This window comes from Nocardia sp. NPDC004718 (genome assembly GCF_053601535.1).
Genome location: NZ_JBSGCA010000016.1, coordinates 21,531 through 37,022 on the forward strand (window position 1 = coordinate 21,531; position 15,492 = coordinate 37,022).

Sequence of the window (15,492 nt, forward strand, 5' to 3'; positions counted from 1 at the left end):
GCCCCCGCACCCTCGCTCGGCGGGAACCGTTACATGTCCGAAATGTCCGTTGCGGCAACAGGTTTCGTGTGTGAGAACACCTTATCGCGAACCGCGCGATCACCCCGGCCCAGGTGTAACCTGATCTGGTTGTTCGGACGTGGTGAAGGACAAAAGCCATGAGCGGTCTGATTCCATTGCTCGTCGCCGTGCCGGCTGTGACCGGCATCGCCGGGTACGTCGCCAGAGACATCCGCGCGGTGGTTCCCTCCGTCGCCGGCGCCGTCATGGCCGCCCCACCAGGGCCGATCGCTCCGATCAGACCGGCGCCGCACCGGCCGCGGGTGGAGTTCTTCAATCTGGCCGAACTCAGCAACACCGACGCCAAGGGCTTCGTCCGCCCGGTCGACCGCTTCCACGTCGAGCCGTGGGGCCTATACATGGCCCGCCGGGTCGGCGGACCGGATTCGCACTACCTCGAATCCTGGTTGCTGCCGGGACTCTCGTTGCGCGCGACGCTGGCGCGGACCAACCCGGCACATCACCGGGAACCGGTCTTCCGCCTCGACGTCGGCGAGTTCAGCCGGGTCGGCCAGAAACGCTGGAAGGCGGTGGACCAGTACTTGTCCATCGTCGTGCGCCGCGGCGGCACCGCCGAACTGCTCGGCGTCGACGAACTGCTCGCCGCGCATGCCGCGGGACTGGTCGAGACGGCGCAGGCGCACCGGGCGTTCGAGCGGGCCACGGCCGTGCTGGACGGGCTGGCCGCGCACGATCACCGCGTGGAGGGCTGGCTCGCCACCCACGGCATCACCCTCACCTGGATGTAGCCCGCGGATTACTGCCTCCGGCTCGACGCGCCGGGAACGGCGGTAGATTCTTGATGCATGACGCAGGCACCCATCGTCGACGTGCACCGGCCCAAAGTCGAGTACTTCAACCTCGCGGACCTGACGAACACTGATCCGAAAGGCTTCGTGCGCCCGGTCGAGAAGTACCACGTCGAGCCGTGGGGCCTGTACATGGCGCGCACCTCGGATCACCCGCAGTTCCACTACATCGAGTCCTGGTTGCTGCCGAAGCTGCACTTGCGCGCGACCATCTTCCACTACCTGCCCGGGCATCGGCGCGACCAGGACTATTACCTCGACATCGGTGAATTCACGCCGGTCGCTCCGAAGAAGTGGAAGTCGGTCGATCACTACCTCGACATCGTCGTGCGCTCCGCACGCGAGACGCAGCTGCTCGACGTCGACGAGCTGATCGCCGCGCACGCCGCGGGCCTGATCGGCCTCGCCGACGCCGAGGCGGCGGTGCAGCACGCCACCGCCGCCATCGACGGCATCGCCGCCAACGGTCACACCTTCGAGGGCTGGCTGGAGACCATGGACATCACCTTGACCTGGCTGTAGTCCCGAACCTGCGCACACCCGACCCGATCAGCGCGACGGACGGCAGGGGCGCGGGCGGTCAAGGCGCCGACGACTCCCGCCAAGCGAGCGCCCTCGGATACGCGGCGTCGAACCAGGGCTCTTTGACGTCGAGGTAGGCCGCGGTGGCCTCCGCGCCCGTCAGCCCCGCGGCCTTGGCTTCACCCTCGCGCTTGACGGCGAGATACTCCGCGCGAGCCCCGGCGTCGGCGCGCAGCCAATCCCGCAGCAGCAGCGCGTACTGCTGCCCCGGCGAACCCTCGACGCGCACGTGCACGTTGGCCAACCGGCCGGGGTCGGCGCTCTGGTGGAAGCGCTTGCTCCACAGCGCGGTGTCCACGCCCGCCGGGTCCTGCGGCGTCGGCTTGGGATTGTCCTGGGTATTCTCCGGCCGCGCCGGGAATCCCGCGGCGGCGATGGCATCGCGCAGGCCGTCGGCGGCGGCCAGGTCGGCGACCGTGATCTGCAAATCGATGACGTCCTTGGCGGGCAGCCCCGGCACGGACGTGGAACCGACGTGGTCGATCCGGGAGGCGGCGCTGCCGCAGGCCACCCACAGCCGGGCGATCAGCCGCCGCGCCTGCGTGGGCCATTCCGGATCGGCGGGCACCAGCCGGATGTCACCGCGTCGCGCGGGCGTCCCGGCGCGCAAGTTGCGCTCGAAGGGCACCAGGCGCTCCGCCCACAGCGCGCGCACCTCAGCCTCGACCTCACCCGGCGCGCCACTGTTGTCCAGCAATACATCGGCAACGGCTCGGCGCTGCTCGTCGGTGGCCTGCGCCGAAATACGCGCACGCGCATCTGATTCGGCGACACCACGGAATTCCACCAAACGGCGAATTCGCGTTTCGGCGTCGACGTCGACGATGAGCACGAGATTCATCAACGGCGCCAGGCCGTTTTCCACCAGAAGCGGAATATCCTGCACCACAACGGCGTCCGCGGGTGCGGCCGCGATCAATTCCGCGGTACGTTTTCCCACGAGCGGGTGCACGATCGAATTCAGTTTCGCGCGCGCCGCGTCGTCACCGAAGGCCTCGGCCGCCAGGGCGGGCCGGTCGAGACTGCCGTCCGCGGCGAGGATGCCCGCGCCGAACGCTTCCACCAGCGCGGCGAGTCCCTCGGTGCCCGGCTCGACCACCTCCCTGGCGATGAGGTCGGAATCGATGACCACCGCGCCGAGGTCGGCCAGTGCCCGAGCCACCGTCGATTTCCCCGCTCCCATGCCTCCGGTGAGGCCGATTCGTAACATTCGACCAGTCTCGCATCCGGGCGTGGCGCGGGCCTGTGCTGCCCCGAGCGCGTCGGCGACGGTCCGCCTCGTATGCCCGGCCCGTCGACGCGCAATCCGGCCGGTTACCCGATGCGGTCGCGTATTCCACCGCCCGGGAAGCCATTTGCCCGATCCGTGACAGCGCCGAGACCGATTCGCAACAATTCCGGATGTTTACGGTTCGGCCGCGACGACTTTCCGACACGCCGAAGCAATTACTCGGGCAAAATACTCTGCCGATCAGTTTCGTTCCGCTAATCTTCGCCGTGGCGATCCAGGCCGACACCAGCGAAGCAAAGGAACACCATTGGGCACCAGAATCAACCGGGCGGGTCGCCACCGCCTGGGCATGGCGGGGCGAGTGCACTGCATTCAGATCCCCGCTGTCGCGGCGGCGCTCGCCGAGCACCGTCGCTCTTGGTTCACCGCGTTCATCAGTCCCGCGCGGCACAGTTTCGCTGCCATGCGGAACCGTCCGGCCGCACCCGCGGTCCGGTGGGTACCTGCTACCGCAAGCTGAACCCGAGCTCGAAGTGGCCCAGCCTCTCGCCAAGGCTGGGCCACTGTTTTGCGTACCCCCGGTGAGCGCAGGTTCTCGGTGCACGACATCGGCCGGACAGAATGTAAGTACAGATGCAAGATCGATCGCGGGCCGCGACAGTGAACTCGCTTCCGGCGGAACTCCGCGCCGACCGTCCCCGAATAAGCCGTGCTTCCCAGAGCGCGAACTCCGAGCGGCCCGGGATGCCCGGGTGCCATCGTAAATAATTACGAGAGTTCTCCTGCGATTCGGTGACGAAGCCGTGCGACGCCACGGCATGCTCTCGGTTTCGATTCGTGACCGTCACCGGAACGAGAGAAAGACATCTCCGAAACCGCCGCCGTTTCCACCGCCTCTCCCGAAACCCGGCCCACCGAACGGTCCCAAAAGCGCCGACGACCGAATTCCCGGCATTATCGCCAGCGGGATATTGCCATTCACCACCGGTCGACGGGATTCTCGATGCGGTGCGTCTCCTGGCAAACCATCCGCAGCGAGCCTAGCTACCGACGCGATCAGCCCGCCGTCACGCGGCGCAGCAGCCCGTACAGTTGCCTGCGCTCCGGTTCGTCGAGCACGGCCAGTGCGGGCACGTTGTCGAACACCTCTCGATCGAGAGTTCTCCGGAGCTCCTCTCCCCGCTCGGTGAGAGTCAGCAGGCGCGCGCGGCGATCGGTGGGGTGCACCTCCTTGCGCACCAGGCCCAGCGCCTCCAAGCGGTCCACCATGCTCGCGGTATTCGACAGGTCGGCACCCAACTGGCGGGAGAGATCCTTCGGCGTCAGGGGCGTAGCCAGTCGCCCCAGGGCCTTCGCCTGCGCCGGGGTCACGCCCAAACGTGCTGTGGCGGCGGCGAAATGCGCACGCACCAGCCCGACCGCGCGCTGCAGCACGTCGACCAACTCCGCCATGCTCGGCACCTCTTGCGGTTCGCTCACCGGCACAGCCTACCTACGGCGGACTAATTAGTGGTTGACCACCATTGAATGGGATGTCACCATAGCTCGGTAATAGTGGTACACCACCAGTGAAGGAACCATGACTACTTCGACGATCGCACCGCGCCCCGGCCTGAGGTCCGGCTATCTGGCGTTGACACTGTTGTGCTCGGTGCAGATGATGCTGAATCTGGACGACACCGTGGTCAACGTCGCACTGCCCACCATCCAGCGCTCGCTGCACATGTCCGAAAGCGACCTGACCTGGATCGTCAACGCCTACCTCCTGCTGTTCGGCGGGTTCCTGATCTTCGGCGGACGTTGCGCCGACCTGTTCGGCGGCAAGCGCGTCTTCCTGGTGGGCGTCTCCGTGTTCGCGGTAGCGTCACTGACCACCGGCCTCGCGCAGAACGGCTTGATGGTGGTGGCGAGCCGCGCGGGGCAGGGCATCGGCGGCGCACTCGCCAGCCCGGCCGCGCTGAGCATCGTCGCGGGATTGTTCACCGACCCACGGGCGCGCAGTCGAGCCTTGGGCATCTGGGCCGGCCTCGGCGGCTTGGCGGCCACGCTCGGCGTGGTGCTTTCCGGCGTCATCACTCAGTACGCGAGCTGGCGTTGGTGCTTCTTCACCAATGTGCCGGTGGCGCTGATCGCCCTGGTCGCGATCCCACGACTGGTCGAGACGGGAACCCGGAGCGGGGCCGCGCGGCCGCGCATCGACGGGCTCGGCGCAGCCCTGATCACGGCGGCGGTCGCGGCGTTCGACTACGGGCTGATCGACAGCGGCCGAACATCTCTCGCGGCGACGGTGTTCCGGCTGGGTGCGGGTCTCGCGCTGCTGATCGCGTTCCTCGTTCGCGAACGGCGCCACGCATCCCCCCTGATTCCCTTGTCGTTCTTCCGCGATCGGGATCGGGCGGTCGCCAACGCGGCCAACGTCCTGTTCTGCTCGGCGATCCTGTCGATGCTGTTCTTCCTCACCCTCCACCTGCAACAGGTCATGCACTACAGCCCGGCCCGAACCGGAGCGGCCTGGCTGCCGTTCTGCGCGTTGGTGATCGCGGGCTTCGCGACCTCCGCGGCCCTCACTCCACGCTTGGGCGTCCGCTGGGTTCTGACCACCGCGATGATCGCCTGCGGTCTCGGCATGCTCGCGCTGTCCCGGCTGTCACCCACGGGAGGCTATCGGGAGCTGTTGCCTGGCATGCTGGCCGCCGGGTTCGGAATGGGCTTGGCGTTCGTGTCGATCACCATCGCGGCGGTCGGTGAAACCCACGAGGACATCACCGGATTGGCCTCCGGACTGGTGACGACGACGCAACAGCTCGGCGGCGCGTTCGGGCTCGGCGTGCTCAGCACCGTCGCGATCAGCCGCAGCACCGCGTTGCTGGAGTCCGGGATCTCCACCGAATCCGCACTCACCCAGGGATTCCGGCTCGCATTCGAAATCAGCTCGGGGATTCTCGCGGTGGCGGCGATCCTCGCGGCACTCGGTATCACAGCGAAAGCCGGCACCGCTCCGGCACCGGCTCGCTGAAATTCATGGACCGGCGACGGCGAGACACCTCATCGGATGCCTCGCCGAAGCCGCACCAGCCCGGAACACGGGGTCAGGCAGTCGTACCCGCGTGCATCTGCCGAGGCGGATTCGGCAGCCCGAGTGCGGTATTGAGGCGGTAAGCCCCACCCAGACCGTGGAAGACCGCCATGCTCAGGCCTCCGATGCCGATGCTCACCGCACCGGCCCATGGATGACTCGCCAAGTCGGCCCAGTACACCAGCAGCGCCGTCAGCAGCAGTCCGAGGAATCCGGCCACGGAGTTGCGCACGGGCGCGTTACCCGTGACGTTCGGGAACTCCTCCCCCATCATCCCTTTCACGAAATGCGGAACGGCGTTCACTCCCAGGATCCCGGCAACGAGGGCCAGGGCGACAGTGGACCACATCGCTACCACCTCACTCTCCAATTCGGTCAACAGTTGTAGACCGAAAGCTACCCCTGCGCGGCCTTTGAGTCAACGCACGTAGACTGAATTCATGGATGCCACTCCCACCCGAGCCCAGCAGCGCCGCAACACCGAGAAACGGATCCTGGCGGCGGCGGGCCGGTTGTTCGCGGAGATCGGCTACGACCGGACGACCATCCGGGCCGTCGCGGCGGAGGCGGACACCGATCCGAGCCTGGTGATGCGCTATTTCGGATCGAAAGAGAATTTGTTCGCGCGTGTCGCGGTCTTCGCCGACGACCACCCGATCACCGGGACGCCGGAGCAGGTCGCCGAACTTCTGCTCGACGCGCTCGCCATCAAGCTCGCCGACCAGCCGGTCAACACGCTGGCGGCGATTCGCTCGATGCTCACCCACCCGGACGCCGCCGACGAGGTACGCGCGGCCATGACCGCGCGACAGCGGGAAGCGGCCGGGCAGTTGCGCGACGACGAGGCGGACCTGCGCGCCGGATTGCTGGGAGCCCTCACCATCGGCGTGGTGATCGGCCGTCATCTGCTCGAACTCGATGGTCTGCGCGACGCGCCGCCGCAGCGCATCATCGCCTTGCTGCGCAACGCCTTTCACGACATCGCGCACGGCCCCTCCGAACCGGGATCGTACGAGGGAACACGACCGGCACGCTAGACCGTCCGCGCTCCGCGACGCCGCTGCGGAACCGCCGCCGAACCCGACGGGCTAGAAGCCGAGCGAACGAACCAGGTCGCACATCTCGGCGCGGAACAGTTTCCCTGGATCCTGCGACTGTGGACGCAGGTGGCCGTACACCTCCAGTGCGATCGGGCCGTGCATCCGGCCCCACAGACGCAGGGCGAGGGCGAGCGCATCGGGAGGCAGATCCGGGAAGTCGGACCGGACATGGTCGACCAAGCTCGCGTCGAAGTCGGACCACGTGCAGTCACCCGCGGACTGGGTAGCCGCGGCCCGTGGCCACGCGGCGGCCGCGAGACCGACCAGGCCGGTACAGGCGCGCAATTCGGCCGCGACGGCGGGTCCGCCCGGCGGCGGCCGATAGCCGGGCACCGGATCGCCGTAGATGAGCCGGAATTCGGCGGGCCGTTCGATTGCCCAGGCGCGCACGGCCTCGGCCCAGGCCATGATGCGGCCGGCCGGATCCGCCGCCGGAACGGCGTCGCGCGCCGCTTCCAGCCGGTCGACCAAGGCGGTGTAGACATCCGAGATGAGGGTGGAGATCAGGTCGTCGCGGGTGGCGAAGTAGCCGTAGATCGCGCCCGCCGTCATGCCCATCTCGCGAGCGATGGCGCGCAGCGAGATCGCGTCCGGACCGCCCTCGGCGAGCAGCCGCATCGCGATCGTCGTGATGTCCTCCAGCGTCTGGGCACGCAGGCGCTCCCGGCGACTTCTCACGATCTCGGCCACGGTTGACACCCTACAGCGTGTGAGTACTATCTGCCGTGTTTTTACTGAACGGCGTGTAGTAAGTGAACATTGATAAGGAGAATGATGGACATCGGAGTTTTCGGGGCGACGGGCGTCATCGGGTCCCGCGTGGTCACCGAAGCACTGCGACGGGGGCACCGGGTCACCGCATTCACGCGCGACCCTGCGCGTGTCCCGACCCCCGAGGGGAGCGAAACGTGGGCGGTGGCCGACTGGTTGGACACCGACAGCATCGCCGAGGCCATAGCCGGGCTCGACGTCGTCGTGAGCGCGGTGAACGCCGGGCACGGCATCGCCGACACCATCGCCAGAGCGGACGACTTCGTGGTGGGCGCACGGGCGATGGTCGCCGCACTCGACCGGCAGCCGCGCGTCCGGCTGATCGCGGTGGGCGGGGCGGGCAGCCTGGAAGTCGCGCCCGGCATCCAATTACTGGACACCGGAGCCGATTTCACTCGCACCCTCACCGAGGTGCTCGACGTTCCCGCGGACTACGCGCGGGTGGTGCGCGCATTGCGCGACGCGTTGAACATCTATCGGCTGTCCAACCGCAATTGGACCTACCTGAGCCCCTCCTCGGGGCGGATCGATCCGGGCGAGCGCACCGGCCGCTTCCGGATCGGCGGCGATCAACTCTTGGCCGGCGGCGGAGACCTCTCCGCCGAAGACGTGGCGGTCGCCCTCATCGACGAGGCCGAGCAGCCGCGTTTCGTTCAGCGCCGCTTCACCGTGGGCTACTGAGGCGGGAGTCGCCTGCCGAACAAACCGGGGCGTGCGGGCGAACAGCCGGGCGCCGCGCACGGTTTCTGTCGGACCCCTCCGGCACAATAAGGGATGTCGGACGTCGATCAGGTTGCCACACAAAGTAATCCGCAACCCGAGAGATAGGGGTCACCATGCCCGACGTCCTTGCTTCGACGCCCGACCGTCTCGCCGTGGACCACGAAGAGCTCGTGGCCTTCGCGGCGGAGATCGAGCGGCACCGTGCCCTGCTGCGCCCCGCCGCGGAGGATTACCGGTACCGCGTGGCCCAGCGGATCAAGCATTTGGACCCGTCGGACCAAGAGCCGTTCCTGCGGCAGGCGGAGCAATCCATCGAGTCGCTGCTGATCGACCCGATCCGGCACAGCGCACTGGATCTGGCCGCATACCGGGCGATCCGGGACGGTGTTCCCGTGCGGTTCGACGCCGAACGTCGAGCCTACGTTTTGCGTCGACCGGAGCGGGAACCGCTGGTGATCCGCCCCGGCTTGCCGGAACATCGGCTGGGCGTCATCGCCCGGCTGGCCTCGCTGGGGTTGCGGCTCGAGCAGATTCAGGTCGTCGCGCTCACCACGGCCCAGATGGTGGCGCCACACGAGGCGCTACGGCCGCCCGCTCGCGCGCCACGAGTGCAACGCGGCACGACGAAACCCTCGCGGCACGAGAACGACTGAAAATCTCACCGAAAACGACTGTGCCCCAACCGAATCCCGGTTGGGGCACAGTCGTTCAGGCTATTGCCGATCAGGCGTTGCCGGACAGCTTCTCACGCAGAGCCGCCAGCTGGGCGTCGCTGGCCAGCGAACCGCCGGCGGGCTCGGCCTGGCCCGCGGAGGACTGCGAACCGCTCTCGGAGGAGTAGTTCGACGCGCCACCGCCGTTCGCGGCCTCGGCCGCGGCGTCGGCCGCCATCTTCTCCATCTGCGCGGTGTGCATCTTGTGGCGACGCTCCGCCTCGGCGTAGCGGCCCTCCCACTCCTCGCGCTGCTTGTCGAAGCCCTCGAGCCACTCGTTGGTGTCGGGGTCGAAGCCCTCGGGGAAGATGTAGTTGCCCTGCTCGTCGTAGCTGTCGGCCATGCCGTACTTCGACGGGTCGAACTCGGCGTGGTAGTCCTCGTTGGCCTGCTTGAGGCTCAGCGAGATCCGGCGACGCTCCAGGTCGATGTCGATGACCTTGACCATCGCGTCGTCGCCGACGGCCACGACCTGGTCCGGCACCTCCACGTGGCGCTCGGCCAGCTCGGAGATGTGCACCAGACCCTCGATGCCCTCCTCGACGCGGACGAACGCGCCGAACGGAACGAGCTTCGTGACCTTGCCCGGCACGATCTGGCCGATCGCGTGGGTGCGGGCGAACTGACGCCACGGGTCTTCCTGGGTCGCCTTGAGCGACAGCGAGACGCGCTCGCGGTCCAGATCGACGTCGAGCACCTCGACGGTGACCTCGTTGCCGACCTCGACGACCTCGGACGGGTGGTCGATGTGCTTCCAGGACAGCTCGGAGACGTGCACCAGACCGTCCACGCCGCCCAGGTCGACGAAGGCGCCGAAGTTGACGATCGAGGAGACCACACCCTTGCGGACCTGGCCCTTCTGCAGCTGGTGCAGGAACTCGCTGCGCACCTCGGACTGGGTCTGCTCCAGCCAGGCGCGGCGGGAGAGCACGACGTTGTTGCGGTTCTTGTCCAGCTCGATGATCTTGGCCTCGATCTCCTTGCCGACGTACGGCTGGAGATCACGGACGCGCCGCATCTCGACCAGCGACGCGGGCAGGAAGCCGCGCAGGCCGATGTCGAGGATCAGGCCGCCCTTGACGACCTCGATGACGGTGCCCTTGACGGCCTCGTCCTTCTCCTTGAGCTCCTCGATGGTGCCCCACGCACGCTCGTACTGCGCCCGCTTCTTCGACAGGATCAGGCGGCCTTCCTTGTCCTCCTTGGTGAGAACAAGGGCCTCGACCTCATCGCCCACGGAAACGACCTCGTTGGGGTCGACGTCGTGCTTGATGGAGAGTTCACGAGAGGGGATGACGCCTTCGGTCTTGTAACCGATGTCGAGCAGGACCTCGTCGCGATCGACCTTGACGATGGTTCCTTCGACGATGTCGCCGTCGTTGAAGTACTTGATCGTGGCGTCGATGGCGGCGAGGAAATCCTCGGCGGAGCCGATGTCGTTGACGGCTACCTGCGGCGAGGTGACGGTGGTGGGCATATGTCGGTTTGCTCCGGACGGATTGTGGTCGGTTGCGGACATTGGAACTTTCGGTACGCTGCGATCTCACCGCGAGGTGTGAAGACGGACACTAGGAACGTACCGCACGCGACGCGCGTGAGACTCAGCACGGGTTGAACTTCGGTACGGCTGTACGGAAGACACTCGCGCGTTCAGCGTACGCGACCGCGGTCCGGGCGGGCAAACCGGTCGGGTCGCCACGCCGATAGTCTGATCGGCGTGTCGGAAGATCGCCATGCGCAAGCAAACGCACTGCTCGGAACGGCGGGCACGGTGCGGACCCGGATCGGCTCGGCGGCCAGCAGACTGGCCAGCAGGCGGTGGTGGGACGCCGACGCCGCGCAGTACCACGAGACGCACGCGGAGTTCCTCGGCGTGGACTCCCCCGGCGGCGAGTTCGTGTGGTGCCCGGAGGGCCTGCACGAAGGCGACATGAGATTCCTCGGCGACGTCACCGGCAAAGCGGTGCTGGAGATCGGCTGCGGCTCCGCTCCGTGCTCGCGCTGGCTGGCGGGGCAGGGCGCGCGTCCCGTCGGGCTCGACCTGTCGCGCGGGATGCTCGAGCGGGGGCTCGCGGTGATGGCGCGCGGCGGCCCGCGAGTGCCGCTGGTGCAGGCGGACGCCGAGGCCCTTCCTTTCGCGGACGCGTCGTTCGATCTGGCCTGCTCGGCGTTCGGCGCGGTGCCGTTCGTCGCCGATTCGGCGCAGGTCATGCGCGAGGTGGCGCGGGTGCTGCGCCCCGGTGGGCGCTGGGTGTTCTCGGTGAACCACCCGATGCGCTGGATCTTCCCGGACGATCCCGGCCCGGCGGGCCTGACCGCCACCATCCCGTACTTCGACCGCACCCCTTACGTCGAGGTCGACGGCGACGACGTGCCCACCTACGTCGAGCACCACCGGACCATCGGCGACCGGGTCAGGGAGATCGTCGCGGCGGGCCTGGCGCTGGAGGACATCGTCGAACCGGAATGGCCGGAATGGCTCGACCGCGAATGGGGGCAGTGGAGCCCGCTGCGCGGTGAGCTGTTCCCCGGTACGGCCATCTTCGTCACGAGGAAGCCCGGGCCGTGAGACGGCGGTCATCGACCAGCTCGAGGATGGAGACCTCGTGGCTGACCAGTAGCATCTGCGTCCGCGGCAGGTCGATCAGCTTGTGCAGATCGTCCCGGAAGGCTTCGGCCTCCGCCATGGTGTCGAAGTCCAGCTCGATGAGCACCCGGTTGGGGTTGTGCGTGAACCGCGCCACCCGGCAGTTGCGGGCTCCCGCCTCGGTGTAGTACTGCACCAGACCGTCGAACGCGGGCTTCCACGTCTCGAAATCCCGGACGGTGTCATCGATGTGCACGACCGTGGTCATCATTTCCCCTTTCGGTTCCGATGGCCGGACATTTGCTGACACCTTGCAAGTCTTCGCGCCCCCGGGCCGGGGCACCATCTCTGATCGGTATCGAGGTCGTGTCACTGCGACTTCGGTTTGCGTCCGGCCTGCTCCAGCGCCAGGCGCAGCGCGTACTCGATCTGGGCGTTGATGCTGCGCAGATCGTCGGCCGCCCACTTCGCGATGGCGTCGTGGACGGCCGGGTCCAGGCGTAGCAGCAGTTTCTTGCGCTCGGCCATGGGCAGCCCGCCTCAGGAGTAGAGCGAACCGGCGTTGACGACGGGCTGGGTGGGACGGTCACCGCACAACACGACGAGCAGGTTCGACACCATCGCCGCCTTGCGCTCCTCGTCCAGTTCCACCATGCCCTCCTGAGCGAGCCGCTCCAGCGCCAGGCCGACCATGCCGACCGCGCCCTCGACGATCCGGGTCCGCGCGGCGACCACCTGGGCGGCCTGCTGGCGGACCAGCATGGCCTGGGCGATCTCGGGCGCGTAGGCGAGGTGGGTGATCCGCGCCTCCAGCACCTCGATACCAGCCATCTCGGTGCGCTCCCGCAGTTCGACGGTCAGTTCCCCGGCCACCTCCGCGCCGTCGCGCAGGCTGGTGCGGTCGGCCTCGTGCGCGTCGTACGGGTGCGTCGTGGCCAGGTGCCGGACGGCCGCCTCGGACTGGGTCTCGACGTACTCCTCGTAGTCGTCGACGGCGAAGGCCGCCTTGAAGCTGTCCACCACCCGGTAGACGACCACCGCGGCGATCTCCACCGGGTTGCCGTCGGCGTCGTTGACCTTGAGCTTCTGGGTCTCGAAGTTCCGCACGCGCAGCGAGATGCTCTTGCGGTCGGTCAGCGGGAGCACGGAATAGAAGCCGGGCTCGCTCACCGAGCCGACGTAGCGGCCGAAGAACTGCACCACTTTGGCCTCGTTCGGGTTGACCACGGTCAGCCCGGTCGCGAGCAGCAGCAGGACGACGACCACGACGACCGCCGCCACCGCACCGGCCACCGCGAAGCCGTTGCCGTCCCTGGCGCCCACCGCGAAACCGAGCGCCGCGCCGCCGCCGAACAAGACCGTGAGCACGAACCACCCGAGCAGCACCAGAAAGCCGTCGACGTGGAACGCGGATCGAAACTGCATGACATCCTCCCAATATCAGAGTGATATCACGAAGATAGCATGAGGCCGCCGCGCCGCACCAGGGCGCGGCGGCGGTGCGATCAGCGGGCTTCCGGCCGGATGTTGCGGTTGAAGCGGAACAGATTGCGCGGGTCGTGCTCGGCCTTGAGCGCGGCCAGCCGGGCGTAGGTGTCGGGCCGATAACCCGCGCGGGTCTGCGCCTCGTCCGCTTCGGCGCCCGCGCCGTAGAGGAAATTGAGGCTGTGCCCGAGCGTCCACGGCGTCAGCGCGGCGCGGATCGCGGCGCGAGTCGCGGCATCCTCGGGGCCGGTGATGATTCGCACGACATACGCGGCCTCGCGATGATCCACGGCGATGCCGGTATCGCTCGGGCGGGCCAGCGCCCCGCCGAGATGACGGACGTCGACGACCGCGCCGACCCCGGAATCCGGGCCCGCTGCGGCGAGCAGGGCAGCGGCCGTCTCCTCGGTGAATTCGCCGAGTAGCGCGTTGGTAGCGGCGTAGGCGTGTGGATGATCGGGGTCGCTGTGAATGGTGTGCGACTTCGGGTACGGCATTTCGCGCAGATCGTCCTTCAGTCGTTCCCCCACCGCCCGTAGCGGCGCGACCAGCCGTTCCCCTTCTTCCGCGGGCCCGTTGTAAGCGATCCGGACGGAGGCGACGTACCGTCCGCGCAGCGGCGCGGGCACCTGGGGGATATCCGGGAAGGCGAGCATGGTGACCGTCGAGGTCAGGTCCTCCGGCACGGTCGCGGTCCATCGTCGCCACGCGTCCAGCGCCCGCTCGACCAGCGGCGTGTCGAACATCAACTGTCCGCCGTACACCGCGATGACCGGGACCAGGCCGACTTCCAGCGCGGTCACGACGCCGAAGTTGCCCCCGCTGCCGAGTACGGCGCCGAACAACTCGTCGTCCGGCGTCAGCGTGCGCACCCGGCCGTCGGCGGTGACCAGCTCGATCGATCGCACGTGCTCGGCCGCGTACCCGAACCGGCGCGCGAGCAGCCCGACGCCGCCGCCGAGCAGATAGCCGACCACGCCCACCGACGGCGACGAACCGTTCAGCGGCGCCAGTCCGTGCTCCGCCGCCGCGTCCACCAGCGCGCCCGCCCGCACTCCCGCGCGGACATGCGCGGTCCGGCGCACCGCATCGATCCGGATGCCGGTCATACGCCGGGTGCTGATCAGCACACCGCCGTCCGCGGCGACCGACAGTCCGTGGCCGGTGGCCTGCACGGCGATCGGCAGATCGTGGCGCGCGGCGTATTCCACGGCGGCGCGCACGTCCTCGGTGTGCACCGCCCCCACGATCAGCGCGGGCCGATGGGTGTAGGCGGTCTGGAACCCGGCGATCTCCGCGTCGTAGCCGTCGTCGCCAGGGCGGAAGACCGGGCCGGTGAAGATGTCGCTGTTTTCTTCGATCTGTGCGGCGTTGTTTCCCATGGCGTCGACCCTGCCCGGACAGGGCAAGGAAGTAAAACAGATAGATCTTCTAGTTCCTATAATGATCGCTTATGGAGCTGCGTCAGCTACGGTACTTCGTCACGGTCGCCCAGGAAGCCAGCTTCACCCGCGCGGCGGCTCGGCTGCATCTGGCCCAACCCGGCCTGAGCGCCCAGATCCGGCAGCTGGAGCGCGAACTCGGCCAACCGCTGCTCGACCGTGGCGGGCGTACGGTGACCCTGACCGAGGTGGGCGCCGCCGTTCTGCGGCACGCGCAGGCGGCGCTGGCCGCCGCCGAGCGGATCACCCATACGGTGGACGAGTTCAGCGGGTTGCTCCGGGGTCAGGTCCGGGTCGGCCTGATCTCGGGAGCGGCGGTCGAGGAGTTCGACGTCGCCGCCGTGCTCGCCGAATTCCACGGGGACCACCCGGAGGTCGGCATCAGCCTCACCGAGGACACCTCCGAGCGGATGCTCGCCGCCCTCGGCCGGGGTGATCTCGACATCGCCCTGATCGGGATGACCGGCGCGGACCTCGAACCGGGCATCGGCATCGAAGTGGTGCTGGAGACCGCGGTGGTCGCCGCCGTCGCGGTGGCGGACCTCGACTACGGTGCGGAGATCCCGCTGACCGCGCTGCGGGATCGTCCGCTGATCTGTCTCACCCCCGGCACCGGAATCCGCGGCGTCTTCGAGCGGGCATGCGCCGCGGCGGGATTCGAGCCCGCGATCGCCTACGAGGCGGCGGCGCCCGCGCTGCTGCTGCGCCTGGCCGCGCGCGGTCTCGGAGTCGCGGTCGTGCCCGCGCTCAGCACCGAGGAGGCCGCGGCCTTCGGGGTGCGGACCGTCCGGATCGTCGACCCGGAACCACGCGGGCGCCTCGCACTGGCCTGGCGCACCGACCGTCCGGCGAGCCCGGCGGCCAAAGTGCTGCTCGGGCAGCTGCGCATCGCGTTGCGCGCCGGGACGTAACC

The 15,492-nt window shown here is 68.3% G+C and carries 17 protein-coding genes; 8 read left to right on the plus strand and 9 right to left on the minus strand.

Features of this window, described 5'->3' with window-relative positions:
- Positions 1 to 158: 158 nt before the first annotated feature.
- Both ACWEH3_RS14565 and ACWEH3_RS14570 read left to right on the plus strand, forming a co-directional pair.
- A complete protein-coding gene (locus ACWEH3_RS14565) occupies positions 159 to 809 on the plus strand; it encodes a DUF402 domain-containing protein (protein WP_450016262.1) in 651 nt (216 codons plus the stop codon).
- Between the two features lie 57 nt (positions 810 to 866).
- Positions 867 to 1,391: a DUF402 domain-containing protein gene (locus tag ACWEH3_RS14570; RefSeq protein WP_450016260.1), complete on the plus strand. Its 525-nt coding sequence runs from the start codon at positions 867 to 869 to the stop codon at positions 1,389 to 1,391.
- A 58-nt stretch (positions 1,392 to 1,449) separates the two neighbouring features.
- On the opposite strand, the gene coaE is transcribed toward ACWEH3_RS14570, so the two are convergent.
- Both coaE and ACWEH3_RS14580 read right to left on the minus strand, forming a co-directional pair.
- A complete protein-coding gene (gene coaE, locus ACWEH3_RS14575) occupies positions 1,450 to 2,661 on the minus strand; it encodes a dephospho-CoA kinase (protein ID WP_450016258.1) in 1,212 nt (403 codons plus the stop codon).
- A 1,077-nt stretch (positions 2,662 to 3,738) separates the two neighbouring features.
- Complete coding sequence (locus tag ACWEH3_RS14580) at positions 3,739 to 4,161, minus strand: MarR family winged helix-turn-helix transcriptional regulator (RefSeq protein WP_450016256.1); 423 nt, start codon at positions 4,159 to 4,161, stop codon at positions 3,739 to 3,741.
- A gap of 100 nt (positions 4,162 to 4,261) precedes the next feature.
- Here ACWEH3_RS14580 and ACWEH3_RS14585 point away from each other — a divergent pair, with 100 nt between their 5' ends.
- Positions 4,262 to 5,698: an MFS transporter gene (locus tag ACWEH3_RS14585; protein ID WP_450016254.1), complete on the plus strand. Its 1,437-nt coding sequence runs from the start codon at positions 4,262 to 4,264 to the stop codon at positions 5,696 to 5,698.
- Between the two features lie 73 nt (positions 5,699 to 5,771).
- Here the strand turns inward: ACWEH3_RS14585 and ACWEH3_RS14590 are convergent, their stop codons facing one another.
- Positions 5,772 to 6,107 (minus strand): hypothetical protein, encoded by a 336-nt coding sequence (locus ACWEH3_RS14590; protein ID WP_450016252.1) that lies wholly within the window; start codon positions 6,105 to 6,107, stop codon positions 5,772 to 5,774.
- 91 nt (positions 6,108 to 6,198) lie between these two features.
- Between ACWEH3_RS14590 and ACWEH3_RS14595 the strand changes: the two genes are divergently transcribed.
- Positions 6,199 to 6,795, plus strand: a complete 597-nt coding sequence (locus ACWEH3_RS14595) for a TetR/AcrR family transcriptional regulator (protein WP_450016250.1) — start codon at positions 6,199 to 6,201, stop codon at positions 6,793 to 6,795.
- A 51-nt stretch (positions 6,796 to 6,846) separates the two neighbouring features.
- Here ACWEH3_RS14595 and ACWEH3_RS14600 read toward each other — a convergent pair whose 3' ends face one another.
- The gene (locus ACWEH3_RS14600; protein WP_450016248.1) at positions 6,847 to 7,548 is read right to left on the minus strand and encodes a TetR/AcrR family transcriptional regulator; all 702 of its coding nucleotides are present in this window, start codon (positions 7,546 to 7,548) and stop codon (positions 6,847 to 6,849) included.
- A gap of 84 nt (positions 7,549 to 7,632) precedes the next feature.
- Between ACWEH3_RS14600 and ACWEH3_RS14605 the strand changes: the two genes are divergently transcribed.
- Together ACWEH3_RS14605 and ACWEH3_RS14610 are read left to right on the plus strand one after the other, a co-directional pair.
- A complete protein-coding gene (locus ACWEH3_RS14605) occupies positions 7,633 to 8,310 on the plus strand; it encodes an NAD(P)-dependent oxidoreductase (RefSeq protein WP_450016246.1) in 678 nt (225 codons plus the stop codon).
- 155 nt (positions 8,311 to 8,465) lie between these two features.
- The gene (locus ACWEH3_RS14610) at positions 8,466 to 9,005 is read left to right on the plus strand and encodes a hypothetical protein (RefSeq protein ID WP_450016244.1); all 540 of its coding nucleotides are present in this window, start codon (positions 8,466 to 8,468) and stop codon (positions 9,003 to 9,005) included.
- A gap of 70 nt (positions 9,006 to 9,075) precedes the next feature.
- Here the strand turns inward: ACWEH3_RS14610 and rpsA are convergent, their stop codons facing one another.
- Positions 9,076 to 10,542 (minus strand): 30S ribosomal protein S1, encoded by a 1,467-nt coding sequence (gene rpsA / locus ACWEH3_RS14615; RefSeq protein ID WP_039797295.1) that lies wholly within the window; start codon positions 10,540 to 10,542, stop codon positions 9,076 to 9,078.
- A gap of 240 nt (positions 10,543 to 10,782) precedes the next feature.
- Here rpsA and ACWEH3_RS14620 point away from each other — a divergent pair, with 240 nt between their 5' ends.
- Complete coding sequence (locus ACWEH3_RS14620; protein WP_450016242.1) at positions 10,783 to 11,634, plus strand: class I SAM-dependent methyltransferase; 852 nt, start codon at positions 10,783 to 10,785, stop codon at positions 11,632 to 11,634.
- On the opposite strand, the gene ACWEH3_RS14625 is transcribed toward ACWEH3_RS14620, so the two are convergent.
- The 4 genes from ACWEH3_RS14625 to ACWEH3_RS14640 form a co-directional block, all read right to left on the minus strand.
- Complete coding sequence (locus ACWEH3_RS14625; protein WP_450016240.1) at positions 11,612 to 11,920, minus strand: hypothetical protein; 309 nt, start codon at positions 11,918 to 11,920, stop codon at positions 11,612 to 11,614. The two genes, ACWEH3_RS14620 and ACWEH3_RS14625, sit on opposite strands and share 23 nt — an antisense overlap.
- A 101-nt stretch (positions 11,921 to 12,021) precedes the next feature.
- Positions 12,022 to 12,180, minus strand: coding sequence for a toxin-antitoxin system HicB family antitoxin (locus ACWEH3_RS14630; RefSeq protein ID WP_168434213.1), 159 nt, complete (start codon positions 12,178 to 12,180; stop codon positions 12,022 to 12,024).
- A 12-nt stretch (positions 12,181 to 12,192) separates the two neighbouring features.
- Positions 12,193 to 13,077 (minus strand): SPFH domain-containing protein, encoded by an 885-nt coding sequence (locus tag ACWEH3_RS14635; RefSeq protein ID WP_355078229.1) that lies wholly within the window; start codon positions 13,075 to 13,077, stop codon positions 12,193 to 12,195.
- A gap of 80 nt (positions 13,078 to 13,157) precedes the next feature.
- Positions 13,158 to 14,519, minus strand: a complete 1,362-nt coding sequence (locus ACWEH3_RS14640; RefSeq protein WP_450016238.1) for an FAD-binding oxidoreductase — start codon at positions 14,517 to 14,519, stop codon at positions 13,158 to 13,160.
- Positions 14,520 to 14,590: 71 nt separating this feature from the next.
- On the opposite strand from ACWEH3_RS14640, the gene ACWEH3_RS14645 reads away from it, so the two are divergent.
- Positions 14,591 to 15,490 carry a LysR family transcriptional regulator gene (locus ACWEH3_RS14645; protein ID WP_450016236.1) on the plus strand — a complete coding sequence of 300 codons (900 nt, stop codon included), beginning with the start codon at positions 14,591 to 14,593 and terminating at the stop codon, positions 15,488 to 15,490.
- Positions 15,491 to 15,492 lie beyond the last annotated feature (2 nt).

Coding starts and splice junctions, on each gene's coding strand:
- ACWEH3_RS14565 (WP_450016262.1), top strand. CDS start 159: ATGAGCGGTCTGATTCCATTGCTCGTCGCCGTGCCGGCTGTGACCGGC.
- ACWEH3_RS14570 (WP_450016260.1), top strand. CDS start 867: ATGACGCAGGCACCCATCGTCGACGTGCACCGGCCCAAAGTCGAGTAC.
- coaE (WP_450016258.1), bottom strand. CDS start 2,661: ATGTTACGAATCGGCCTCACCGGAGGCATGGGAGCGGGGAAATCGACG.
- ACWEH3_RS14585 (WP_450016254.1), top strand. CDS start 4,262: ATGACTACTTCGACGATCGCACCGCGCCCCGGCCTGAGGTCCGGCTAT.
- ACWEH3_RS14590 (WP_450016252.1), bottom strand. CDS start 6,107: ATGTGGTCCACTGTCGCCCTGGCCCTCGTTGCCGGGATCCTGGGAGTG.
- ACWEH3_RS14595 (WP_450016250.1), top strand. CDS start 6,199: ATGGATGCCACTCCCACCCGAGCCCAGCAGCGCCGCAACACCGAGAAA.
- ACWEH3_RS14605 (WP_450016246.1), top strand. CDS start 7,633: ATGGACATCGGAGTTTTCGGGGCGACGGGCGTCATCGGGTCCCGCGTG.
- ACWEH3_RS14610 (WP_450016244.1), top strand. CDS start 8,466: ATGCCCGACGTCCTTGCTTCGACGCCCGACCGTCTCGCCGTGGACCAC.
- rpsA (WP_039797295.1), bottom strand. CDS start 10,542: ATGCCCACCACCGTCACCTCGCCGCAGGTAGCCGTCAACGACATCGGC.
- ACWEH3_RS14625 (WP_450016240.1), bottom strand. CDS start 11,920: ATGACCACGGTCGTGCACATCGATGACACCGTCCGGGATTTCGAGACG.
- ACWEH3_RS14630 (WP_168434213.1), bottom strand. CDS start 12,180: ATGGCCGAGCGCAAGAAACTGCTGCTACGCCTGGACCCGGCCGTCCAC.
- ACWEH3_RS14635 (WP_355078229.1), bottom strand. CDS start 13,077: ATGCAGTTTCGATCCGCGTTCCACGTCGACGGCTTTCTGGTGCTGCTC.
- ACWEH3_RS14640 (WP_450016238.1), bottom strand. CDS start 14,519: ATGGGAAACAACGCCGCACAGATCGAAGAAAACAGCGACATCTTCACC.
- ACWEH3_RS14645 (WP_450016236.1), top strand. CDS start 14,591: ATGGAGCTGCGTCAGCTACGGTACTTCGTCACGGTCGCCCAGGAAGCC.